The following is a 24,120-nucleotide window of genomic DNA, read 5'->3' as shown; positions in this document are numbered from 1 at the left end:
CTTTTCCCTATGTAATTGTGGGGATATTCAAGCCAATTTCGATTCCGTTTCGAATATCACTATAGTCTTATCGGTAGGAGAGTTCACAATATTTATAATATTTCAGTGACATTTATCACAGTAATTGAAATTAAAAATCAAAGTTTTTCCTCTTTCTCCGTAATTATGTGAGAATGATCTGCTGTCTGGAAATTTAAACAATCTAGAAAGAGAAATTGGATATGTCTAAATTCATATAGAAGGTAGTACTAAAAATATTTCAGCTCATTTATGTTGCCAACCACATATTTAAGTGCCTGGGGGCAAACTGGTATCGTTAACTCAACTGCCTTCTGCCGAAAAAGCAGCGCAGTATGGCGTTACAGCCAAGTTTAATTCCAAATTCCCGACATCAGAGGATCTGTACACGATTGCTCAGCTAATCGCTAACGGTTCCCTCCGTCTAACCTGAAAAAGCAGAGCAAAAAGGGATTCGATCTGACCATCGAATCCCTTTTCTTATTCTCCATACAATAACGTTGTTCTACAGGAGATATTTCTTATTTGGATGTAAGGCTTACTTATGCAGCGGTTTGATCCCAGTCCACGGTAAGTCCCAGTCCTTCTGAGATGAAGCGTACAGGCACGAGTGTGCGACTGTTTTGAATGATCGCTGGTGCATCAATTTCGAGTGTCTCTCCATTTACGGTTGCGGTGCTGCTTCCGATCTTGAGCACAAGGGTCTGATCATTCAGAACTGCTGTTACCGTCTTCGCCGTTTTGTCCCAAGTCACTTCTGCACCCATCGCTTCGAGGATTGCGTTCACAGGCACCATCACTCGGCCACTTTGCTGCAGCGGGTCCTGATCCGGGAATGTGATCGATTTACCATCGAGTGTTACGGTAATGGTTTTGTCGTTTGTTCCGGATGAGGTATTCGAACCTGTCTCTTCCGAAGTCTCAGGCAGCGGTGTTACTTCACGTCCAAGTTGCTCTTGTAGGTTCGCAAGACGATTCAGGGCAAATGTCGTCAGTGATCCGGCTGCCATGGAGCCCATACCTCCGCCTCCAAAGTTACCGCCAGGGCGTGTCTGCGTATTATCTGTACCCGTTGTTGCATCTGTTGTACCGTTTCCAGTTGTAGCACCCGGCTGAGTCGGAGGTGTTGTCCCATCTGGAGGTGTCAGTCCTTCAAAACCTTCAGGCGGCGTCATGCCTTCCATACCCTCAGGTGGGGTCATTCCCTCAAATCCTTCTGGTGGAGTACCGCCCATACCACCTGCTGCATCTGCATTTGCAGAATAAGCAATGTTGGATTCAAATTGTTCTGTCGTATAGAATTTCGTAGGATCTGCTTCTACATAAGGACGAATCTCATTGGCAAGGCCAGTAATACGATCCTGAATGCCTTCCATATAGTCCGTCAGTTCATTGACGTAGCTCAAATATTTTTCTTTATACTCCGGCACAGCAAGCAGGTTATTAATCATCGGTACATTTTCCATGCTAATGCCCAGTACGGGCTCGTCCACAGATACGTTTGTTGCGTTGGTGTTGGTCGTGGTTGATCCGGTTGTTGTGCCACGTCCGCCTCCACCCGAGTACCCATTGAAGGACATGTTAAAGTCCCAAGGAACAACGGTGAACTTGCCATCGGCATCACTGTAGAGCATGTAGTTGTGTCCTTTGTCGCCGTTATAGCTGTCATAGTTGCCAAAAACCATGTTGCCTGCAATATATTGAAGTGCTGAATCTACGTCCAGCACACTTTCAATATCGCCTTTTTCACCTTCTGGCATCTCGTTCAGCGTTTGGATGAAGGTTTTGAGTTTGGCTTTGTCCTTATCCGTACCCAAGTCTTTGGTGATTGTACTGTAGTCACTGCCCTCTTCATATTGAAGATAACTCTTCTCATCCGTATCATAGAGGACGCCTTCTTCGTAATCCTCACCGTAATTGCGCTCCAGATAGCTATCATCCACTGCTTCAACGCCAGTATAGAAACCCACCAGCTCGCCATTAACATACAGATTAACATAGTTCGTCATCGGTACATCCATGCCAATGCTGCGCAGTGCTTCATAATGAAGAACTTCACGCATGTATGATGGATCGGCATAATTATTGTTCAGAACCATTTTATCCAGTCCAAGCAGGGTTTGTGTTTTATCGTATTTATCAAACTTCAGTCTGAAGCTGTAACGGTCCGAATCTTCCATTGAAGATACGGCTTTCAGGGTCAGATTACCCTTGGTGGAGAAACCAACGTTGTCCAGCTTGTTGCCATCCACTTCCACACTAACATTCTTGTAATCCTTATCCAGCGGACTTTCGAGCATACTCTTCCAGTCTGCATCATCAATTGTTACATTCACGTCAATGACGTTATCCGTCTGGAACAACGATTCATAAGCTTGCGTCACGCCTGCACTCGTAGTTGTCGCTGTACTTTCTGCAGCATATGCCGCATTCGGACTTGCAATCAGGCCAAAAGATGACGTTACCATGGTCACGGATAATGCCGTTACTGCAGCTTTTCGTAATAAAATATTCAAGTGATGAATCCTCCTTCTTGGTTTCTGTTAAGCAACTGTGGCTTATGTAAACATGTTAGGAGATGAACCTTTAGTGAATCTTAAACGCGATAAACCACAAAAATAAATAGTATGTATCACTATGAAATTTTCATGGATATACAAGAAACATAATGAAAAAAAGCGCAATTATAACCTTGGAACCGGTTCATAAGTCCTATTTTGTTGCAAATATCTAACATTAATATGCCTATATAACGATATATCTGAAGAGTAGAACTTACCTGGAGTTCATATACGTGAATAGCAAAACTCATTACGAAAAGCTTTTAGAGTCAAAAGAGAATTTGATCAGACAGTGTTTTAGGGACGATTTCACAGTTTTTAAGTCAACAATTACATAGCGTGTACAACACCCAGGATAAGTCCTTCGTCACAATCGTAGAAGGAGTGAACCATCTTGTTTAATAAGCTTCGCTGGAGTACCATGCCTTTCTTCATCAAAAATTTGGTGATTTCATTCGGCAGCATCATGTTGATCGGAGTAATCCTGATTACTGCCGCGTATCAATTGCAAAAAAACATCTTGGTTGAACAGTTGCACGACCAGGCTACCGTCATCACCCAGAAATGGTACGATGATCTCGACACTGCCAAAGTGGCAGAAGCGGCTAAGGAAAAAAGCTATTCCGGTCCTGTACAGCTGGAAATGAAAGCTTATCTCGATTCCATCCATGAATTCTATCCAAACATCGCGCAAGCGTACATTTTTGGTTCAGAACTTGAGCAAGGAAACGGAACGTCCATCATCGCGATTCCAACGAACCTGTTGCAACCATTCGAGGAAGGTAATCTGCCTGCAGGTGCCATGTACCCGCTGCCTCAGAATAACGTCGTAGTGCTGGAACAGATGAAAAAGGACGGAAAGCCTGCCTTCAGTGATTTCTACACGGATGAGTACGGAACCTGGACCACTCTGATCTATCCGATTAATAACGCAGATGGCTCCATGTACGCTGCTCTTTACTTCGATGTAGATGCAAGTGCCGTTCCAAAAGGTCTGAACAAACTGCTTACGTACGGTTTGATGTTCCTGATCGGTTTCCTGATCCTGTTCATGGTGTTACAATTCATTTTGCTGAAAAGAACGTTGCTTCCGATCCGCAATCTGATGAAAGGGATCGAAGAAGTCAGCACGGGTAATCTGGACGTAACCATCGATACCGGGCGAGATGATCTGGGTATCATCAACGAGAAGTTTAATGCGATGATCCATCGCTTCAATACAACCATCTATAAAGTACAGAATACTTCACATCACCTCTCGGAATCTTCCAAACAACTACTGGGCATTTCCGAGAAAAATAATGTGAACATTCAATCCATCAGCACCAATATTCGAGAAATATCTACTGGACTGGTGTCACAAGACAAAGCCACTGTGGAGAACGCACGTGCCATGACAGAGATGTCAACGGTAGTGCAGACGATCGCCAGCAGCTCAGCCGATGTGGCAGATGAAGCACTCAGCATGGAGCAGCGCTCCAGCACAGGTAATGTGGTGATGCAACAAGTCATTGAGCAGATGCGCCTGATCTCCGGTGCGGTGCAAAATACGTCAAACTCGATTCAGTCTTTGGAAAATAACTCGAACCAGATTAGCAACATTGTTAACGTGATTACGGAGATTGCCGGACAAACCAACTTGCTTGCACTTAACGCATCGATTGAGGCGGCCCGCGCAGGTGAAGAAGGAAGAGGTTTTGCCGTTGTTGCAGGCGAGGTACGTAACCTGGCAGAGCAATCTCAGGAATCAGCGAAGCAAATTCGACAGTTAATTGAAGAAATTCAGCGGGATATCATGCAGTCTTCGGAAGCGATGCAGTTGGGTTCCAAGGAAGTCACCAAAGGCTTGGAAGTTACCCAAGAGACTGGTGTATTCTTCGAGAATATTCTGACTGCTACGAATAAAGTTGCAAACCAGATTCAGGATATCTCCAGTTCTACTGAAGAAATCTCGGCAAGCACACAGGAAATGTCTGCCACGGCCGATGAACTGTCTGCCAATGTCAGTAAGGCAGCAAGCAGCAGTAAACAAATTGAGCAGTCAATTGATGAGCAGGAAGCCTCCATGGCAGCCATTGTGAGTGCCTCCGATGAGCTCTCGGTTGTATCCGAGCAACTTCAAGAACTGATCTCATTCTTTAAAGTACGCGCAGAATAGAATTAATAGGATACAGATAAAAGTAATAAGACACAGTAAAAAACCAAGGCTCATGAGTGACTAACTCGAAGCCTTGGTTTTTTGTTGTTATCAGGTGTTTTATTCCTTTTGATCAGCATCTACTTGTTTAAACAGTATGTCTTCCCCACTTATAATCATCTTTTTCTCGTCATTGTAGCCAGATTGTTCGGATCGAAATCCAGCATTAAGAATAAGATCGGCCTCACCATTCGATATATATTGAACCTGCTCCGGTGTAAGGATTATTTCAACTTCTTCTGAATACCAGCTATCTTTCTTTAATTCGGTTGCCAATTCTTCACTGGTACTTGACCTCGGCGGGAGAAGCGTCTTTCCATCCATTTGAAGATCAATATCGAAAAGCTGTTTCGAATGGAAAATCTCGTGGTTGGCATCTTGTCCCCTATACCTTATCCCCGGTTTAAAAGTGAAGTCGTGATCACCAAATTGTTGGACACTTAATCGGAGTTCATATTCACCCAATTGCCTGGTTGCCGTCATCGTCTGTCCTTCTCTTTGAATTCGGTCTGGTGCTGTGTCGTTGCTTTCCAATGATGAATCGGAACAACCCATTAGGACAAGACACATCATCAGGAGGTAGGAGAAATATTTCAAAGTAGACCTCCTCTCACTCTAATATAATCTGGCTCTTAGAGTTTGGACGCAGAATTGTACCATTAAGTTACATTATTAATAAAATATATAAGAAGTTCTCCACTTAAGAGAAAGCATATCTAAACAGCCCATAGTATAGAGGTCCAATCGCGATAACTAATGTTATCAACATCCAAACTCTCCTCGTCATAATTGGTAATCCATCCAAAATCTCTTCCCCTTCGTTATCCTTTAAAAGCATTGCGAATAATACATCCCATAACAGAGCTGTCACAGTAATAAATTTCCACAAAGAAGGATTTAAAATAGCTGTTTCCGTTACATATCCTAGCAACCCTATCCATGTAATAACGGATACGACAAAATCGATTTTGCTAAGTTTAGACTTATACTTTCCTTTAATAAGATACGAGAGTGATGCTGTGCCAAGCAATCCAAGATAGATCGTCCATAAAACGTGTTCCATACGTACTCCTCATTCTTTGCTGTATTTTAATATTTACTGTTTCTTCGCCACCCTTTGCTATTATAGCTATTCAACTCTATAACTGATATATATAGCACTTTTCCATATTATAGTAACTCCTCATCCATACTTTCCTCTACTCATTTATTGTTTTCCTCCCCCAGCCCACATTATGACAAAGCTCACATCCTTATTCCCTGTTTAAGTGCTACATTTGTTAACGACCAACTGACCGCAATAGTAAAACGGTCAATAAAGGGTTTACCTTACTATTATCCTTTCAATCTACAAGGAGGTGTATATGCGATGAAAACGATAGATCGAAGGCAACAGGTGATGGACTCTGCCGAGAAATCCTTTGCCTTGTTTGGCTATAAGGCCACAACGATGGAGCAGGTTGCGAGACTTGCCAATGTGGGCAAGGGAACGATCTATACTTTTTTCGAAAATAAAGAAGAACTGTTCAGCGAGATTCTGCGCTCGATCATTGCGGATATGAGACAGATTACAGAGCAGACGGTGAAGGAAGAGAACTCCTTTCTGGATAACGTGCATATGAGTATGGATTCTTTGCTGGAGTACCGGGAGGAACATGAGCTGTTGATCAAGCTCTTTCAGGAGGTCAACGAGTTCGGTACGCCGCAGGCCAAGGAAGGTCTGCAGAAAGTGGAGACAGCCATTCTTGAATATCTGGAGCGGCAGGTGAGCCGTGCCATGGAGTTGGAGCAGATTCGCAGGGACGATCCCAAGCTGGTTTCTTTTGTCCTGCTGAAGCTGTATGTCACCTTAACCTCAGATTGGAACAAAGCGCATCCTACGTTGCACAAAGATCAGATCAAGGATTTTGTGGGCCTCTTTCTCAAGAATGGCTTATCCCCCACCTCGAGAAAGGCATGCCACTAGATTCAACACATAATAGAGATAGAACAAACGGATTAGCGTAAGGATAGGGAGAGAACATGATGAAATCATTCCACGTATTTGGGCAGGATCTGAAGTCCGCCTTCAAGAAACCAAAAGTATTTATTCCGATTCTCGTTGTACTGTTCATTCCGGTACTGTATAGTGGCCTGTTCCTGAACGCATTCTGGGACCCCTATGGCAAAATGAATGAGTTACCTGTGGCCGTGGTCAACACGGATCAGGGTGCAGTCTACAACGACAAATCACTGGAGGTCGGTCAGAATCTGGTCGATGAATTGAAAAAAAGTAATGATTTCGACTGGCAATTCGTGACTCGTGAACAAGCAGAACAAGGTATGGAAGACGACAAGTATTACATGACCATCGTGATCCCAGAAGATTTTTCAGCAAAAGCTACAACTCTGATGGAAGATCACCCGCAACCGGCCGATCTGATCTATGAACCCAATGAAGGATACAACTTCCTCGCAGGTCAGATTGGCGGCACGGCGGTCAAACAAATTCGCTCCAAGGTCGCTGCCAAAGTCACAGAATCGTATACCGAAACGCTATTGGATCAGGTCGAAAAAATCTCTGGCGGTTTGGCGGATGCCGGGGATGGCGCAGGTCAGATTCATGATGGTGCGATCACGCTGGATGAGGGTGCTGCTACATTAAAAGAGAACCTGTCCAAACTGGCGGCAGGCACCGACAAGCTGGAAACGGGCGTAGTTCCGTTAAAAGAAGGTACGACTACGCTCGCCCATGGCATAGGTGATCTTCATACTGGCGCGAGTGCCCTGTCCGATGGATTGTCCCAATTGGCGGCAGCAGGCACGAAGCTTGGTAACGGTGCAACCAAGGCTGAAACAGGCGGCAAACAGCTACAGGCTGGCCTTCAATCTGCTCAGGAAGGCGCAGCCAAGCTGGATGCAGGACTGGCGGCTTCCGAGGAAGGCAGTGCAAAACTGACTGCTGGGCTGCAAAGTTCTGTTGAAGGCAGTGGCAAAGTTAGCGAGGGTGCCAAAGTGGTTGCGCAAGGGCTTGCCCAATTAGCTGAAGCCAGTCCGGAACTTGCCGCAAGTCCTACTGTGCAGCAGCTACTAGCAGCTAGTCAGGCCGTAGCGGCAGGCAGTGAACAGCTGTATCAGGGTGGACAGCAATTAGTGGTAGGCAGCCAAAACCTGTATGCTGCACAACAGCAACTACATCAAGGCAGCAGTCAGTTGGTACAGGGTGAACAACAATTGGTACAAGGAGCTACGCAGTTGTCTGCCGGACAAGAAAAGCTTGCAACGGGTCTACAACAATTCAATTCCAAATTATCCGAAGCAGCATCTGGGGGAGCCAAACTTGCGGATGGTTCAGGTCAATTGGATGCTGGTGCAGGCAAGTTGGTTGCCGGTGTAAGCCAGCTTACAGATGGCATCTCCACCCTTTCAGATGGTTCACATAAGCTGGATGACGGTGCTGGTCAATTGAAAGAAGGTACGCTTAAGCTAACAGACGGCTCTGGCGAACTTGCCACCAAGCTGAATGAAGCGGCTGAGCAGACGGGTAGTGTAAAAAAGACCGATGAACTGGTAACCATGTATGCAGAGCCTGTTCAGGTCGATGAGCATAAATATAATGAGGTACCTAACTATGGTACAGGGTTCTCGCCATACTTCCTTTCACTCGGACTGTTTGTCGGGGCATTGATTGCCACATTGGTAGTGCCAACACGAGGCAGCACGGTTAGTGAGGCAAGTGACTGGAATCGTTTTGTGAGTAAAACGCTGGCTTTCACGCTCATGAGTGCAGTGCAGTCCCTGCTTGCTTCATGGCTGGTCTTGTATGGCTTGGGTCTGAATGTTCAGAGCGTTCCATTGTTCCTCTTGTTCAGCTTTGTTACCAGTCTAAGCTTCATGTACATCATTCAGGCACTGGTGACATGGCTGGAGAATCCGGGTCGTTTCATTGCTATTCTGATGCTGATCTTCCAACTTACGACCAGCGCGGGCACCTTCCCGCTCGAACTGATTCCCAATTGGCTGAAAGTATTCAACCCTTGGCTGCCTATGACCTATTCGGTAACGGGTTATAAAGCAGTCATCTCAAGTGGACAGTTCGGCGTGGCTTGGGATCAGATCGGGATTCTGTGCATCTTTGCTGTGATTGGGCTTGGAGGAACCTTAACGTATTTCATGGTGCATCGCACCCGTGAGGTTGAGGACGTTAGCGGTGAGGTCGTACTTGACCTATAAAAAGTAAAATAAAAAGCAAAGGCGTGTACCTAAGCTCCACCCTCTTCTGGACAACAAGGGGTGTCGGCTAAGGTACGCCTTTGCTTTTTTTAGTTTTAGCTACAATCTAAGTTTGCTAACTTCATATTTCTAGTATGTAGAGTAAATTTCAGAACTTGAGATAGCGAAACTAAACAATAGCACGAGCAAAATAAGTAATACATACATCGCTGTACCGATGATTCCACAAACAAGTCCAGCAATGGCTAATCCTCTGCCTTGCTCCATGCGAACTCTGATCTCTTTGAAGGCTAAAGATGCAAATATAATCGCGACGATGCCGATTAAAATTCCCACGTAAGGAATCGTGACGGACAGAATCCCCAAAACTAGTGATACAATTGACTTACTATTGGTCTTTGGTACTACATAAGGCGGTGGTGGCAATGTGTCATTATAATAACGATCCACATCATTTTCGCGATGTTCCAAGGTAAATCCTCCCTATTCTTTAAGTATGTTCATTATAATTGATTAATAGGAAAAATAATATCCATATTGTGTTAATTATGAATTACCATTAGATTTATTTTATTTCCATCATCCCCGGACACGCATATATAAATCCATACGCTTATAGATTGTACTTCAAGGATATGAATTTAAGAACCGTTTATCCGTGTGATGATACAAATCAAGAATACCTCTAACATATAGATAGTATTATAGACGTAATACTTTTCTGAATATCTTTGGGGGATTACTCAGATGAAAATCGATAAAGTCATGAATATACTTATGATTTTGATACTTGTACTTATTGCTTTTTATCAAAATTATGTAGCTGTTTTATGTTTTAGTATTGTTTTGTTTGGAATCATGAGTTACACCACTTATCGAATTCGAACATATTGGAATGTAGTAACTTATATCGTGTTGACCCTGGTATTGATGATCTGGAACATATACCTGTGGACATAAGCTATTACTTTCAAAAAAAGAACGCAATCCCTTATTACTCATAGGATTGCGTTCTATCGACATTTATTAAATTTGAAGTTTCTTCTATCCTTCCACTTCCACCCGCTGTAAAAACGTCCGGGTACGTGCAAGCTTTGGATTGCCGAAGATCTGTTCTGGAGGCCCCGCCTCTGCGATCTCACCGTTATCCATGAAAAATACACGATCCGCAACGTCACGGGCAAAGCCCATCTCATGCGTGACAATCATCATCGTCATGTTTTCCTGTGCCAGTTGTTTGATTACGCGTAACACTTCCCCGGTCAGCTCCGGATCGAGTGCCGACGTAGGCTCATCGAACAGGAGGATATCCGGTTGCATCATGAGTGCGCGGGCAATAGCTACACGCTGTTTCTGTCCACCGGACAGATTGGCTGGATAGACATCGGCCTTGTCCGACAGCCCTACTTTGCCGAGTAATTCCAGACTGCGGTACCGAATGACGCTTGAATTTTCTTTTTTCAAAGTCTTCGGTGCGAGTTCCAGATTAGCCTGCACAGTCAGATGCGGGAACAAGTTAAAATGCTGAAACACCATGCCCATGCGATCCGTCATCTTGCGAATATCTGCGGCACCCGCGTAACGACCATTATCAACCAGCGTCTGATCCTGAATACGAATCGTTCCGCCCGAAATATCCTCCAGATGAATTAGGCTGCGCAGCATTGTACTTTTACCCGAACCCGAAGGTCCAATCACGGCAATTACTTCTCCTGGTTCCACGTTGAAAGATACCTGCTTCAGCACATCAAGTGTACCGAATGATTTTCTCAACTGATTTACTTCTATTATATGTGTCATATGCAGACAGTCCTTTGATTGATCAGATTTAATTTATTCAAATGAAAACCGCTTCTCAAGTAGCTTGAACAGCACGGTGAGTACGAGTGTCATGAGCAGATACATAACCGCCGCCACGAAGAAAGGGATCAGCTGCAAGTCGCGATTCACCGCCGCTTGTGCATAATACAACAGCTCTGGTACAGCAACAGCATAGAGCAGTGCCGTATCCTTGATGAGCGTAATGGACTCATTGGCCGTTGCGGGCAATACTATACGAATCATCTGAGGGATGATGACTTTGGTCATTGTCTGCCACTTCGTTAATCCCAGAACTTTCGCCGCTTCATGTTGCCCCTTATCAATGGAAAGCAGTCCGCCCCTGAAGATTTCCGCAAAGTAAGCCGCATAGTTCAGAATGAACGCAATCCCTGCCGCAACAAAACGATCAAACACCAAGTATTCCCCAATTACCGGAAGCAACGGTAACCCGAAGCAGAAGAATAGAATTTGGAGCAGCAGTGGTGTTCCTCGCATTACGTAGACGTAGGTATGGGCAATCCACGCCAGCGGTTTAATTTGGCTTCTCATCGCGAGCGTGACTGCAAATCCAAGCGGCACAGATAACACGATCGCCAGCAAGAACATTAAAATGGTGGTCTGTGCACCCTCTAACATCGGTTTTAAAATGGTCGATAGATAATCCCAACTCATTATTTTGTCTCCTCTAATCTGTTAACCCCGCATTCCTCCGAAGCATAAATCGCTCCAGCATGGAATACGGGGTCCGTTTTGTTTCTAACTATATATCAGGTGTGTAACCTGCCTATTTCAGAACCTTATCTTCACCCAACCATTGAGTGGAGATCTTAGCCGCTGTTCCGTCTGCATTCAACTCATCCAGCGCTTTTTGCAACTGATTCAGAAGCTCTTCATTGCCTTTTTTGATACCAATGCCATATTGTTCCGGTGCAAGAGATTCATCCATCAGTTTGAATGTTCCCTCTTCTTTGGACATGTAGTATCTCGCTACCACTTCATCAATGATGACCGCATCCAGACGTTTTGTCTTCAGATCAGTCAGTGCAAGCACGTTATCCTTGAATTCGGAAGCTTTCACTTTATCCTTCAGAGGACTGGCTGCCAGTGCATCTGCCGCGGAGGACAGTGCCTGCAATCCCACATTTTTGCCATCGAGTTCATCCAGCTTCGTAATTGGTGAGTCTGCCAAGGTAATGGCTACCTGACTATTTTCCAAATACGGCTTCGTGAAGAGCACTTTCTCTTTACGCTCATCCGTAATGGTGTACCCGTTCCAGATCATGTCGATACGACCACTGTTCAGCTCTGACTCTTTGGAAGACCAGTCGATTGGCTGGAATGTGATTTCTTTACCCATTTTCTCCGCTGCAGCTCTTGCGTAATCAATATCAAAACCAACAATTTCATTCTGCTCGTCCCGGAAACCCATTGGAGCAAACTTGTCATCAATTCCTACAACAATCGTGTTATCGTCTTTGCTTGCGGAACTGGAACAACCAGCCACAATCAATACACATATGCTAATGAATAATAGTAGAATCGCTTTTTTTCTCATCTCTCGAACCCCTCCATGTCTATAACCAAAACCCAAACGCTTTAGTTCGTTACCACGTTATCAGAGATTTATAATAACATAGCATGGGAGAAGAGTCGAGTCTCTTGCCTATTTCCTTCTATTTCATGCAGCTTAATTGTCAACAATCTGTGAAAAAACCTCTTTCACTTGTGCCGGTTCTACCAGCTTCTCGCATTGGAAATCCCAATTTTGTAGCCCCTTCAACTCCGTACCCACTCATTGATTAGCAACATTTCTCTCTCGCTTTTCGTCTGGAAAATATTAGGGAGGTGAATGAAATGAAATTCTTCAATACGATAAGAACATTGACCACATTGGTTTTTCTTTCAACTATGCTGATATTATCCGGCTGTAATCCTACTTCAAGTCATGGTACAAAGGAAGTCGAAATGGGATCAAAACAGGTTCATGAACCGGAACCCAACTTACCTCAGAAACTGCCTACGCCAACTATTCAGAGCGAAAGCGGCATCTCTATTCCTGCTATACAGGGCAGTTATTGCTGGGGAGGCACCTGCGCTGATTACGCTAGTCTAAATTTTGAAGACAACACTCCGGTCCAAGTTCTTGCCGGTGAGGATTTATCCATAGACATGGGCACAGATATCCCCCCGGATGAGATAAGTATTTCTGAATTTGTGGACAACCGCAATGCATACGTTACTTCTTCGGATGGGACCTTCCAACTTCCCAAGGAACCAGCGACACATTATTATGGAGCATTTGTCCGCTGGTCTTCCCCTCAAGATTCACAGATCAGCCTGGGAGATACTTCTTTTACATTTGTGGTTCGTGTCGTTGAGAAAAAATAGAATCAAACAGAGCCCCTCCAATACTGGAGAGGGCCCCGTCTACTCTTTATATTTCGTTGTTGTACATCCTGCCTTTATCTATTGCTGTACTTTCTCGCGATCTTTCCCTTTATCAGATTCACCCGCATTTTTGTTCGCAGCATCGCGATCCTGTTGCATCTCTTCCACCGTTTTCACTTTGAGACGAGCAGCGCCCTCATATTCCTTCGTTGGAATCAGATCACCTGCAGCAAGTCTTGCTTCTGCAGCTGCAATCGCATCTCCGTACTGCGGCAACCACTGGGCCTGTGCAACCAGCATCTCGTCGACCATCTGCCAGATTTCTTTTGGATTACACACGGCACCCACGAGCGGGTCCATCATGAACGCCTGACGAAGTAATTTGTCATCTCCGTTCACCGCGGCTTCAACCGCAAGACGTTGCACGGAAATGCTCACATTACATACCGCAGCCGGGCCAAGAGGCAGATCCCCTACATGCGGCATAGAGATACCGTTGCGATCCACATATCCCGGTGCCTCAATAATCGCATCATCCGGCAGGTTCGAGATTACTCCATGATTAACGGTATTGAAATGTCCACGATAGACACGTCCCGTCTCCAGCCCTTCAATAATGTACGAACCGTGCTCCTCGCCCCGTTTTTCCGGAATGAATTGCATCGGTTCATCCTTCATCCAGTTTGGAAAATCAGTCTCGAACCAGTTGCGCCCCTCGGTACATACCCGCAGATACCCACCTGTTTCTCCGTTAATCCAGTTGCCCAGGTCGATCCATTCGTTGATCTCTTCCGGACGTTTGCGGTACCACGGCACGTATTCACTCAGATGACCATTTGATTCTGTACTGTAATATCCGAAGCGGCGCAGCATATCGATCCGCACTTTCTCAGTACGGCTATACTCCGGATGTTTTTCGAAGGCTTCGAGCAGGTCACCTGTAAGGTCTTTACCTTCATGAGAAGCCTGAATATACCAGGTCTGATGGTTGATGCCGGCACAGACAATATCCACTTCACTCTTTTTCAAGCCAAAAGCTTCCGCAATCTGATGATGACCATGCTGTACGCCATGACACAGTCCGATCGTCCGCACACCGCCGTACTTGTTGCAAGCCCATGTGAGCATCGCCATCGGATTGGAATAGTTCAAGAGCAGCACGTCCGGTGCGCTCTGTTCACGAATATCTTTACAGATGTCCAGCATCTCGGCGATTCCCCGTTGTCCATACATAATGCCGCCTGCACACAGCGTATCGCCAACACATTGGTCTACCCCATATTTCAGTGGAATATCCACATCGGTTGCAAATGCTTCCAGTCCCCCGACACGAATCGTACACAGTACATACTTTGCATCTTTCAATGCTTCTTTACGATCTGTTGTCGGTTGAATCTGAATATTCAATCCATTCTCACGGATATCCCGCTGACACAGCTCAGTCACCATGTCCAGATTGTGCTGTTTAATATCGCAGAATGCAATTTCAATGTTGTTAAACTCTGGTACCGTGAGCAAATCCCTTAACAACCCCCGTGTAAATCCGATACTTCCTGCCCCGATAAACGCCACTTTAAACGACATGCCTATGTCCTCCCCTAATCCGAATCTTTCACTTCGGTTAATGACTCTCTTCATGAAATCATTGTACCAACGGCAAATAGGGAAGCGTTATCAAAATCATGACCTGTTCAAGATCTTGTTGTCAAAAATCCTAACTTTTATGCGTTAGATCCAATAATCCATTTGCATTCGAAATAAACAGCTATTGGCCTATTCATCCGGTGGGTACTGACTGACATGTCTTTCCATAGAGGAGCGAAACTCAACTGGCGTATGGCCTGTATATTTTTTGAATAACATATGAAAATACTGACGACTGCCTACTCCGACATAGTCAGAGATTTCCGAAATCGGGATATTCGTCTGCTGAAGCAGCATCTTGGCCTTCTCCATGCGAAGCATCGTCAGGTAGTCGGTAGGTGTCCGCTGCGTGTGCTGACGAAAAATGCGATGTAAATAGCCCGGATGCAGATTGACGGCTGCCGCGATATCCTTCATCTGAATGTTGCGATCCATATTGTGATGCATGAATTCAATGGTTCGTTTAACGTACAGTTCCGCCTGATCTGGCGCACTCCGGCTCATTTCTCCGCGCAGACGTGCAACACGGACCATCAACTGAATAAACAGTGTACGCACCAGCATACCCTGTTCCGGGGACGAGAGATTCCGGGCTTCACGGTGATGTGACCTTTCTTCTGGTGGAATGATCTTCATCGGCACAGTTGATCTTCCTTGCTCCAGTAGACCACGCTGATCGAGTTCCAACACCAGACTTTTCATAATGTGGTACACCTCTTCTGGATCAGGCAGTACCAGGTATGGCGAAGCATTGGTTAGTAAAGTATGGACTTCTTCCTCTTCCAACGCGAGCTGGCGGATGGATAACTGTCCGGGAGGTGAGCCTGAGAATCCAAACTCCACATTGAGCATCCGGCAAGGGACACCATCTTCCACCAGCAAACGGTGCGGGACACCTGCGTCGAGCATAATGAATTGCCCTTTTTTCAAAACGGTCTGCTCCGCACTCCCATCCGGCATCTGCACATCCACCCGGCACATTCCCGAAATAATATACATGATCTCCGTCGAATCATGATGGTGATAGGACATACGATAGTTGTCCCATTGCTTATAGTAGTACGCGTAAAAACGCGGTCCACAATCCTCTGTTCGCAACGCCTCCTGATACAGGCTTCCTGTCCAGCGATTCGTGATGCTCATATCCATACCTCCAGTCCTACAACGATCGATCCTCACTTTTCTCCATTGTAGCAATTCTATAGGTTGAATATAAACTGTCTTCATTAAAACCATCATTGCATTAGTTAATTAGATAAATATATAATTAGTATATTGTCTAATTCTTCATGTGAACTGTCTATACTTAAGGAGGTTTCCAATCATGAGTACCACCTTTCATTTGGTGCGACATGGTCTCAAAGAACGCCGAATTGGGGATGTCTCCCTCACTTCGGAAGGGGTTTTACAAGCCGAAGCCACAGCACTTCATTTTTCCAGAGCTGCCTTTCCCGTTACTAAAATCCTTACCAGTCCACTTCGACGAGCCCGAGAAACCGCAAGTATGATTGCCCGCCACACCCGTTCCCATATAACCGAAGATCCTCGCCTGCGCGAACGTGCCAATTGGGGCGATTGCCCGGATCAGTCATTCGAACAATTCATTGCGATGTGGGATCGATGTACGTCTGACCCAGATTACATTCCACCCGTGGGTGACTCGGCAAAACAGGCTGGTGAACGGCTGGCCTCCCTCCTAACCGAATTGGCTAATGAAGAGCCTGGGAAGAGCCGGAACAGTAACATGATTGTGGTTACACATGGTGGACTCATTACTGATTTTTTGGTGCAAACCTTTACCGAGCGCGAGCTTAACGTCTGGCATTCCGATTTTATAACTATGCAGAACCAACTTATCCCGGAGTGCTCCATCACCACATTGATCCATGATCAAGGAAACTACACTATTAAAGCGTTCGCTTCTACCAAGCATCTAGACTCCAACGATGTAAAAGAATGATGTAACACGGATGGCTGGGAACACGCCAAGCTCTGCCCGCAGATCCTTATGTAAAAAAGCTCTGAAACCTCCATGTGCCGAGACACATGGGGATTCCAGAGCTTCCAAGCTTCGAAGCCAACGCCTAAAACTAACGACGCTGCGTTACGTTACAGTCTGATCATGAACACATGTTTCGTTGCTATTGCTACCTATTATTACTCCGGCCTGCTTACTTTCCGCCCTTACCTGGCGTGTAGAACTTAGGCAGCGTTACTTTGGACCAGTCTATATCCGATGCCATGTAGAAGGACGGATAGGACGGCTGGTTGTATCCACTGTTCTGTCCGGCAATGCCCACACGATACATCGCATCATGCATCAGCGTGTACAGCTTGCGGTCTGTCTTCTCGGTACTCAGATAGATACGAATCGCTGAACTGTCCGTCGTTCTCACCAGCATCTCTTCCCGCCAATCCCCGAAGATATCAGCCACGAGAGAAGGCGTACCTTTGGTGTGATTGTTGGTCAATGTGCCTGTTGCCGTCAGCAATGTGCCACGATTCCAGTCTTTGATGGTTGGGGTAACATCAATCGCACCATCAACGATCTGTGTCGTCATGTCACCAGCCCAGCGGATATTCATATTTGTTCCCGGCATCTGATCACTGATTTTCTCACCCTTAGCTGTCCATAATCCTACAGCCCATGTCTCCAGCCCACGACGAGTCGGATCAACATCACCTACCATGCCGCGTCCGGTATCTTTCCCTGTGTACCCACCATAGATTACTTCTCCGGTCTTTGCATCCCTCAGGGAATAGCCGTATGGCGCCCAAGGGCCACCCTCGTGAACCATGAAAATCTCAAGTCCCGGACGATCCGGGTCAATATCTGCTACATGAAGTGCGTCCCCATGACCCAGACGGGCAATGGTTCCCGGTGCAGCACTCTCGGCAGGCATCAGGTCTGTGGAGCTGTACAGCACGCTGCCGTCATGATCAATCGTAGCCGAGCCATAGATAATCTCCTGTTTGCCATCTCCATCCACATCCGCCACGCTGAAATAGTGCGCACCTTGAGTAGTAATAGAGCCATACTGCGGATCCGTGCCATCCACACCATGTGGCCCATCATTAAACGGGTTCTTCATCGGTGTCCAGCCGCTGTCCACTTTCCATTCCTTTTTCAGCTTCTTGCCGTCCCAATTGTAGGCAACCATCGTTGAACGTGTATAATATCCGCGTGCAAAGATTGCAGACGGTTTCTTGCCGTCCAGATACGCCACGCCTGCCAGGAAACGGTCCACCCGATTCCCCGGTTCAATCCGTGCCATCGCATAATCGCCCCACATCAGACCATCATCATGACGCTCGGGTTCATATGGAATGGTCTCCAGCTCTTTGCCTGATTTACCTTCAAATACCGTAACATACTCCGGTCCATCCACAATAAAACCTTCGAACTTGCGCAGCTCATTGCGGTTACTGCGTTCTACTGCGTACACATCAATGAAATAGTCGGCCAGGCTCTCGGCATCCTGCTGAGATAATGGGTAGTTATATTTTTTCTCCATTCCAAAAGCCTCTTCCAATGTTGCAGGCCAGTTGCCCTTCACAACCTCGTCGTGTTTATGCCAGTTCCTGAACATATCCACCACGTAATCGTAGTAACCATCCGCACTTAAACGATAATCATCTTCGTTCGAGTACCCTGCCTTGCGATCCTGCTTCGGAAGCGTGATGTATTTCTCGGAGGTCACTTTTCCTTTTTTGTTATATTTGATAATCTTCGTGCCCGGAGCGGTCTTGAACATCATCTCAGCCTTGCCATCCCCGTCAAAATCGTAAACGAGCATCTGTGTATAATGAGCACCTGCACGAATGTTGACCCCAAGATCGATTCGGTACAACAACTGACCGTCCAGGGTATAAGCATCAATATAGGTTTTACCGGTGTATCCTTTTTGCGATACGTCCTTGGCGTTGGAAGGGTCCCATTTGACGAAAAACTCATATTGGCCATCCCCGTCCACATCCCCCACGCTCATGTCATTGGCGGAATACGTATAGGCTTCTCCCGCAGGCGTCACGCCATCGGCTGGTTTTTGCAGTGGAATATCCACATACCCATTCGCCCAAGGTTTGACGGATGCACTGCGTTTGCTCTCCTTGCCCTTCTTGTTCACCGCTGCCACTTCATAACGGGAAGACGATTTACCCGCGGAATCTACATAGTTGGTGCTGTCAGTGACCGTAGCGATCTTTTTGCCATCACGATAGACGTTAAAGTCCGTACCTGTCAGCCCTTTGTCGCTATACCCTGTGGCCTCGTCACCAAGCAATCTCCAACTGAGAAAAACACCTTCAGATGTCGATGCAGCCACCAGACCCCGATCCAGATATTCCAGTTGAATCTCTTTCACGTGACTGCTCCCCTTATTTGATTGCAGGCCAGCCTCCGTCGCCCCATTACCGTTGGAAGCTTCCGCTCCCGTAACGCCAGCTGTTCCTCCAATGAGCAAAGCTACGCTGAGTGCCGAAGAGAGCACCTTGGCTGCAAGTGGCATACTTGCCTTCCTGCGACCGGATTGCCGACCTGACACCGATCCCTTATGTACCGGCACTGTTGTTTCTGAGTTCATCCACCTTCACGCTCCTTGAGACAGAATAGGTGACGCATATACACAACGATGATGATTGGACGTTTGATAATCCACAAAGACCTTCTTCAACGAAAGATCCGAATCCACAATGATAACGCTTCCAATATTAAAAAAGAGAAATCAACTTACCCGACTATCGGAGTGCGGTCCCCCTTCCATTCTCATTCCAATCCGAGCGAGGTGATCCCGCCCATCGGGTTCTATTATAGACATCCTGCCTGCCAGACCCTAGGCAAATATCCGTCCAAAACGATCAATAATCAGTGTTTTTAGAGTCATTTGAGAAAAAGAACTTGCAGCTGTGAGGGATATCCGTTCCGGTTACGAATCGTTCTTATGATCGCTGTTATCCCCGGATTTTCTTCCATCCCCTTTCCAAGGGTAAAATCCGGTGATAAAGGCGAACACTTCGTTTCTTCAGAATCGATTTCGTCCCCTCCACTACGTTCCTCAGTTGATCAAGTACTTCAATCGAGAATGACTCTTTGTAATGCATAGCAAAAAACCGCGATCCTCTAAAACACTGAGGATCGCGGTTAAGACAGTTACAAGTAAAGTTTAAGGCTCAATGCCCCATACCAGGTTTCCACCTTGGTAGAGCGTTACCTTGTTCCAATCCTGGTAGGATGTTTTCGTTGGATCGAAAGAGTAGTCATTCGTCTCGTCAAAGTTGGACCAGTCTGTTTTGTACATGCGAAGCTGGATGTCTCCAGTCTGTCCACCAGCCTGAATGCTGCCAGCGCCAGATGTGAAGCTCAGCTCTACATACGAGTCTGTGAAGGTCCGCTGGATATTGGCTCCGCCAATTTGAGCGTAATCGATGGCAGAATCCATCGCAGCCGAGCCTTCTTTGGAGAAGTAATACCGGATCTTCAAATCACTCAGATTCACAGCAGTACTACCCAGATTTTTGATGTTGAAATACGGTTTGATCTGGCTATCTTGAGCATTGGTATCTCCAGCACGATATTGCACGACAAGATCACTCGTTGGTACAACGACACTTTGAGGTGTCGCGGAAGCTACAGCGGAATTGGCACTTTGCCCTGCTGTATTCACTGCACTTACCACATAATGATACGTTGTGCCGTTCGTGAGGGCAGTGTTCGTGTAGGACGTACCACTCACATTCGCCGCGATCGTTGTGAACGGACCTGTTGCACTCAGCGCGCGTTTCACATCATAACTTGTTGCACCTGTAGAAGCGGTCCACGTCAGGCTCACCTGTGCATTGCCTGCAGTTGCTGTGAGAGCAGTCGGTGCAGCTGGCGCCGTCACACCTGCAACGGGTGTAGCTGTCGCTGTTGCAGAGTTAACACTTTCACCTACTGTGTTTGTTGCCGTTACCACATAATAATAGGTTGTACCATTGATCAGGCCGGTGTTGCTGTAAGATGTTCCACTCACGTTAGCTGCAATTGTTGTGAATGGACCTGATGCACTCAGTGCCCGCTTCACACTATAACTCGTTGCACCTGTAGATGCAGTCCACGTCAAGGAGACTTGAGCATTACCGGCAGTAGCCGTCAATGCTGCTGGTGCTGCCGGAGCTGTTGTTCCGCCCGGAGGATTGCCTCCACCGTTACTGGCAGGCAGTACAGGGAATGCATTTTTCACCAGTGCCACGAATTGATCATGGAACCAGTGACCCGATACCGGAGCATTAGGCAACGCACCTGTTAATACACCATCCCGAGTTGTGAAGGTTGGATCACACATCCGGTCGAAACCTTTGCCTTCGTTATTCGGAATTTCGGAGCTGGAGCCATCGGATTCACCCGGAGGTTTCACCCATACATAAGCATCCAGATGCGCTGGTCCTGGTGCAGCCTTAGGTGCTTCACCAATACCTGCGCCACTGGCATTACACCAGTTCCCCCGATGCTCCCGGCGATCTACACGTCCGGAATTCACATAATCGTTGATGTTGCTGCCCGTAGCAGATGCTGGACGGTCTACCCCGCCCCACCCATTCCGGCTAGTATCAATCAGGAAACCTGTGCTGCTTGGCCAGCCAGCTTGTACGAAATCGGCATACAGCGCAGCAGTGAAATCGGTTTCGTCAAAATAAGGATTCCACTCATAAAACTTGGCCGATTTAATCGGTTGTCCACCGATATTGAGATCAGGGTTAGACAGGTTCGGCTCCCCCAGCGGTGTAGTGTTTGCTGTATTTGTAATGAAGCCATCTGCACTGCTCAGACCTGCGGCTGTTCCTTGCACAACACTTGTATACAGCGCGACTGCTGCAGAACGGTTGTTATCCCATCCAAGCCAGCCGGAGTGGCCGATGTCCAGATAGTTGTACACATTCGGAATGGCGTGCAGCTTGTCCAATGCATACTTCACACCCGCCTCATAGATACCTGTTGAGCTGGCTTGACCACAAGCTGGTGTACTCAGGTTGGTCACAAGGTTAGGCAGACTGTCCGGTTCAATGACAGCAATAATACGAATATCCTGATACTTCGGATCTGCGAAGATATCTGCTATGACATCAATATAATCCGTTTTATACGTCTGCAGTGCTGCCTGTGTTAGTGGAAGTTCACCATTCGATGCAAGTGCATGACAATCCCGTCCGGGCAGATTGTAAATAACAAATGAAGCCGTTATTGGCGTACCCGGTTTCTTTTGAGCAAGAACGGCATCAAGATGTTGCTCTACACTTTTGCGACCAGCGTTGTCCGAGCCGCCATAGATTGCAGCAATCCGGTCAATCCATACTGCGGTTGGATACGATTTGACTGTCTCCATCTTGGCCTTCAACGATGCATCGTTGGTCAGCGCAATGGACGTATCCACGAGAGCCGAGTAGTCCTGGTTCAGATAAGCGGTTGCCCCTACAAATGGATTATCCACATGTGCTTCAGCCGCCTGAGTCAAGCCTGGAGACAATCCAGGGAAAATCCCCGCAGCGAGCAGCGTTGCTGCCAACATTTGCTTTACACCTTTGCGCAGGATCTTCTTACCTCTCGATTTGGTTTTCAATTTAGTCTTCATAGTTCCACCTTTCCTTTAGTTAGATTGGGTTGTACTCATGTCTGATCCTCTGTGTCATTATGATGCTTAGCACGAAGAGAACGTTCGGATGAGTTGGTTGTATCACCTCCAAAAGAAATGGTTGTATGACTGGAATCTTGAGCAAACAAATGGTGTGTGAGGGCTAATCATGTGAATGAGTATAATATGGTGGGTGTGGTTGAACGTGTGTTAGACATGAAGAAGTGTGAACAATGACTTACGGGATGTCTGAATCCCAAATTGGGTAAGCGCTTTCTTTAAGCAGTTAAAAAAAAGGCCTTCGCCTATCCATCTACAAACATGATGTTCGGTGTCACCTCCTTATGTTCTGATTATACGACATGTAAATATTACTGTAAATTGAATTATATAAATTTAATTATATTTTTTTCCATAATTCAGGCAGGATTCTGGACATCCCTTGCTCCAAAAGACACACGAGGTCCATCCTGGCAATCTGCCACAATGAACCTCGTGTTTTTCAATGCCGAATTAACCTTCTCGTCTAGATCGTCATTACATATAATGCCTTGTTCTTATATTCCTACATCTAAGGCAGCACAACGACATCTCCCGGTTTCAACCCGCTAACCACCTCCGTCTTGTCCCCCGATTCCATTCCAGCCTGGATGGTCAGCGGCTCTGTCTGTCCATTGCCTTTGTCTAACAGTACGTAAGGCTCGGTCTGATCCCGCATGATCGCGAGGCTGGACACTACCGTCACTTTATCCTTCCGCATCGTCTCGATATCGCCTTCCAGACTCACGCCTCCATACATTCTGGCGTCCGGCTTCAGATCAATGACCACATCAAACTGGGAAGCTTGCTTGAGGTCCGTATCGGTACTCTTGCGGGCGAATTTGGATACCTTGCTCACCTTCCCGGTGAATTCCAGGTCTTTCTGCGCTGTCATTCGTACCTTAACCGGCATCCCCACCTTAAGCCTGAACATTTCTTCTTCACCAACAATCGTCATGAATTTCAGTTTGCTGATATTTGTAATGGACCCGATTAACTGTCCTTCCGTCACTGCACGTGTCTTGCTGTCCTCTTCATTCATCTGAAATATACCGGAAGCGGAAGCATACACAACAGACTTACTTATTACTGCCTGCTTTTTCTGTATCTCCTTCTCCTTGAGGACCAGCGCTTTTTGATTCAACTCATTCGTCAGGCGTTTACCTTCTCGATCTGCAAATGCTTTCTTGCGCTCCTCTTCCGTCACGCCAAGCGCCTCGCTCATATTCACCTGATCCAGGCTAACCTGATTCATCTTGTTTTCCAACTGGGCTTTCTCCAGATCACTCTGCAGTTGTTCTACTTCCGTTTGTAACGTGGAAGTATCGAGGGTAAACAGGATATCGCCTTTGCTCACCTGCTCACCACTTTTCACGTGCCACTGCTTGATGTTGGAAGCATACGGAGCGAAGATATCCGTCTGATCGGTGTATACGGATTTCCCCTTCACCTGAATAGTTTGCGTCATCGTTTCCTGTGTCACATCAAAGGTAATCGGGGGCGGAATCTCTATAGGCGCCTCCGGTTTTGGCTTGTACTTTTCATACAACCAGTACCCCACACCTGCCAAAAGTACAACGGTGATGATAATTTTAATCCATTTCTTCATGTGCCCAATTTCCCTTTCGCTGAT

General features: G+C 46.4%; 18 protein-coding genes. 6 read left to right on the top strand and 12 right to left on the bottom strand.

From position 1 onward, the window contains the following. Positions 1-292 precede the first annotated feature (292 nt). Positions 293-451, top strand: a complete 159-nt coding sequence (locus MKY87_RS21195; protein WP_340909828.1) for a hypothetical protein — start codon at positions 293-295, stop codon at positions 449-451. 109 nt (positions 452-560) lie between these two features. Here the strand turns inward: MKY87_RS21195 and MKY87_RS21190 are convergent, their stop codons facing one another. Further along, positions 561-2,534 carry a CotH kinase family protein gene (locus MKY87_RS21190; protein ID WP_340966054.1) on the bottom strand — a complete coding sequence of 658 codons (1,974 nt, stop codon included), beginning with the start codon at positions 2,532-2,534 and terminating at the stop codon, positions 561-563. 466 nt (positions 2,535-3,000) lie between these two features. Here MKY87_RS21190 and MKY87_RS21185 point away from each other — a divergent pair, with 466 nt between their 5' ends. Continuing rightward, positions 3,001-4,737, top strand: a complete 1,737-nt coding sequence (locus tag MKY87_RS21185) for a methyl-accepting chemotaxis protein (protein WP_340967512.1) — start codon at positions 3,001-3,003, stop codon at positions 4,735-4,737. 99 nt (positions 4,738-4,836) lie between these two features. Here the strand turns inward: MKY87_RS21185 and MKY87_RS21180 are convergent, their stop codons facing one another. Then, positions 4,837-5,373, bottom strand: coding sequence for a hypothetical protein (locus MKY87_RS21180; protein ID WP_338591490.1), 537 nt, complete (start codon positions 5,371-5,373; stop codon positions 4,837-4,839). A 103-nt stretch (positions 5,374-5,476) separates the two neighbouring features. Next, a complete protein-coding gene (locus MKY87_RS21175; RefSeq protein ID WP_036606359.1) occupies positions 5,477-5,839 on the bottom strand; it encodes a hypothetical protein in 363 nt (120 codons plus the stop codon). A 306-nt stretch (positions 5,840-6,145) separates the two neighbouring features. Between MKY87_RS21175 and MKY87_RS21170 the strand changes: the two genes are divergently transcribed. Further along, entirely contained in the window at positions 6,146-6,742 is a 597-nt protein-coding gene (locus MKY87_RS21170) for a TetR/AcrR family transcriptional regulator (protein WP_105600910.1), read from the top strand. A 59-nt stretch (positions 6,743-6,801) separates the two neighbouring features. Next, the gene (locus MKY87_RS21165; protein WP_340967511.1) at positions 6,802-8,988 is read left to right on the top strand and encodes a YhgE/Pip domain-containing protein; all 2,187 of its coding nucleotides are present in this window, start codon (positions 6,802-6,804) and stop codon (positions 8,986-8,988) included. Positions 8,989-9,117: 129 nt separating this feature from the next. Here MKY87_RS21165 and MKY87_RS21160 read toward each other — a convergent pair whose 3' ends face one another. The 4 genes from MKY87_RS21160 to MKY87_RS21145 all read right to left on the bottom strand — a co-directional run bounded on the left by MKY87_RS21160 (position 9,118) and on the right by MKY87_RS21145 (position 12,364). Next, complete coding sequence (locus MKY87_RS21160; RefSeq protein ID WP_221818952.1) at positions 9,118-9,459, bottom strand: DUF4190 domain-containing protein; 342 nt, start codon at positions 9,457-9,459, stop codon at positions 9,118-9,120. A 573-nt stretch (positions 9,460-10,032) separates the two neighbouring features. Further along, complete coding sequence (locus MKY87_RS21155; protein ID WP_340966050.1) at positions 10,033-10,788, bottom strand: amino acid ABC transporter ATP-binding protein; 756 nt, start codon at positions 10,786-10,788, stop codon at positions 10,033-10,035. 33 nt (positions 10,789-10,821) lie between these two features. After that, positions 10,822-11,481, bottom strand: coding sequence for an amino acid ABC transporter permease (locus tag MKY87_RS21150; protein ID WP_340966049.1), 660 nt, complete (start codon positions 11,479-11,481; stop codon positions 10,822-10,824). A gap of 112 nt (positions 11,482-11,593) precedes the next feature. Next, on the bottom strand, positions 11,594-12,364 hold the full coding sequence (locus MKY87_RS21145; protein WP_036606344.1) for an amino acid ABC transporter substrate-binding protein: 771 nt from the start codon (positions 12,362-12,364) through the stop codon (positions 11,594-11,596). 299 nt (positions 12,365-12,663) lie between these two features. On the opposite strand from MKY87_RS21145, the gene MKY87_RS21140 reads away from it, so the two are divergent. After that, positions 12,664-13,197 (top strand): hypothetical protein, encoded by a 534-nt coding sequence (locus MKY87_RS21140; RefSeq protein WP_340966047.1) that lies wholly within the window; start codon positions 12,664-12,666, stop codon positions 13,195-13,197. A gap of 78 nt (positions 13,198-13,275) precedes the next feature. Here MKY87_RS21140 and MKY87_RS21135 read toward each other — a convergent pair whose 3' ends face one another. Beyond that, on the bottom strand, positions 13,276-14,781 hold the full coding sequence (locus MKY87_RS21135) for an alpha-glucosidase/alpha-galactosidase (protein ID WP_340966046.1): 1,506 nt from the start codon (positions 14,779-14,781) through the stop codon (positions 13,276-13,278). Between the two features lie 189 nt (positions 14,782-14,970). Beyond that, positions 14,971-15,984 carry an AraC family transcriptional regulator gene (locus MKY87_RS21130; RefSeq protein WP_340966044.1) on the bottom strand — a complete coding sequence of 338 codons (1,014 nt, stop codon included), beginning with the start codon at positions 15,982-15,984 and terminating at the stop codon, positions 14,971-14,973. A 181-nt stretch (positions 15,985-16,165) separates the two neighbouring features. On the opposite strand from MKY87_RS21130, the gene MKY87_RS21125 reads away from it, so the two are divergent. Further along, complete coding sequence (locus MKY87_RS21125; protein WP_340966042.1) at positions 16,166-16,801, top strand: histidine phosphatase family protein; 636 nt, start codon at positions 16,166-16,168, stop codon at positions 16,799-16,801. Between the two features lie 211 nt (positions 16,802-17,012). Here MKY87_RS21125 and MKY87_RS21120 read toward each other — a convergent pair whose 3' ends face one another. The 3 genes from MKY87_RS21120 to MKY87_RS21110 form a co-directional block, all read right to left on the bottom strand. After that, positions 17,013-19,349, bottom strand: a complete 2,337-nt coding sequence (locus MKY87_RS21120; RefSeq protein WP_340967510.1) for a rhamnogalacturonan lyase — start codon at positions 19,347-19,349, stop codon at positions 17,013-17,015. A 654-nt stretch (positions 19,350-20,003) separates the two neighbouring features. Next, positions 20,004-22,448, bottom strand: a complete 2,445-nt coding sequence (locus tag MKY87_RS21115) for a glycoside hydrolase family 6 protein (protein WP_340966040.1) — start codon at positions 22,446-22,448, stop codon at positions 20,004-20,006. A gap of 571 nt (positions 22,449-23,019) precedes the next feature. Next, on the bottom strand, positions 23,020-24,096 hold the full coding sequence (locus tag MKY87_RS21110; protein WP_340966039.1) for an efflux RND transporter periplasmic adaptor subunit: 1,077 nt from the start codon (positions 24,094-24,096) through the stop codon (positions 23,020-23,022). Between the last annotated feature and the right edge of the window lie 24 nt (positions 24,097-24,120).

Source organism: Paenibacillus sp. FSL R7-0198 (genome assembly GCF_038000415.1).
Classification (GTDB): domain Bacteria; phylum Bacillota; class Bacilli; order Paenibacillales; family Paenibacillaceae; genus Paenibacillus.
Note: the sequence above shows the minus strand (reverse complement) of the source record. Positions and strands in the feature narration are given on the sequence as shown.

Bases quoted from the DNA above. Each gene is read 5' to 3' on its own strand.
- MKY87_RS21185 (WP_340967512.1), top strand. From the start codon at position 3,001: ATGCCTTTCTTCATCAAAAATTTGGTGATTTCATTCGGCAGCATCATG.
- MKY87_RS21175 (WP_036606359.1), bottom strand. From the start codon at position 5,839: ATGGAACACGTTTTATGGACGATCTATCTTGGATTGCTTGGCACAGCA.
- MKY87_RS21170 (WP_105600910.1), top strand. From the start codon at position 6,146: ATGAAAACGATAGATCGAAGGCAACAGGTGATGGACTCTGCCGAGAAA.
- MKY87_RS21165 (WP_340967511.1), top strand. From the start codon at position 6,802: ATGAAATCATTCCACGTATTTGGGCAGGATCTGAAGTCCGCCTTCAAG.
- MKY87_RS21155 (WP_340966050.1), bottom strand. From the start codon at position 10,788: ATGACACATATAATAGAAGTAAATCAGTTGAGAAAATCATTCGGTACA.
- MKY87_RS21150 (WP_340966049.1), bottom strand. From the start codon at position 11,481: ATGAGTTGGGATTATCTATCGACCATTTTAAAACCGATGTTAGAGGGT.
- MKY87_RS21145 (WP_036606344.1), bottom strand. From the start codon at position 12,364: ATGAGAAAAAAAGCGATTCTACTATTATTCATTAGCATATGTGTATTG.
- MKY87_RS21140 (WP_340966047.1), top strand. From the start codon at position 12,664: ATGAAATTCTTCAATACGATAAGAACATTGACCACATTGGTTTTTCTT.
- MKY87_RS21135 (WP_340966046.1), bottom strand. From the start codon at position 14,781: ATGTCGTTTAAAGTGGCGTTTATCGGGGCAGGAAGTATCGGATTTACA.
- MKY87_RS21130 (WP_340966044.1), bottom strand. From the start codon at position 15,984: ATGAGCATCACGAATCGCTGGACAGGAAGCCTGTATCAGGAGGCGTTG.
- MKY87_RS21125 (WP_340966042.1), top strand. From the start codon at position 16,166: ATGAGTACCACCTTTCATTTGGTGCGACATGGTCTCAAAGAACGCCGA.
- MKY87_RS21120 (WP_340967510.1), bottom strand. From the start codon at position 19,349: ATGCCACTTGCAGCCAAGGTGCTCTCTTCGGCACTCAGCGTAGCTTTG.
- MKY87_RS21115 (WP_340966040.1), bottom strand. From the start codon at position 22,448: ATGAAGACTAAATTGAAAACCAAATCGAGAGGTAAGAAGATCCTGCGC.
- MKY87_RS21110 (WP_340966039.1), bottom strand. From the start codon at position 24,096: ATGAAGAAATGGATTAAAATTATCATCACCGTTGTACTTTTGGCAGGT.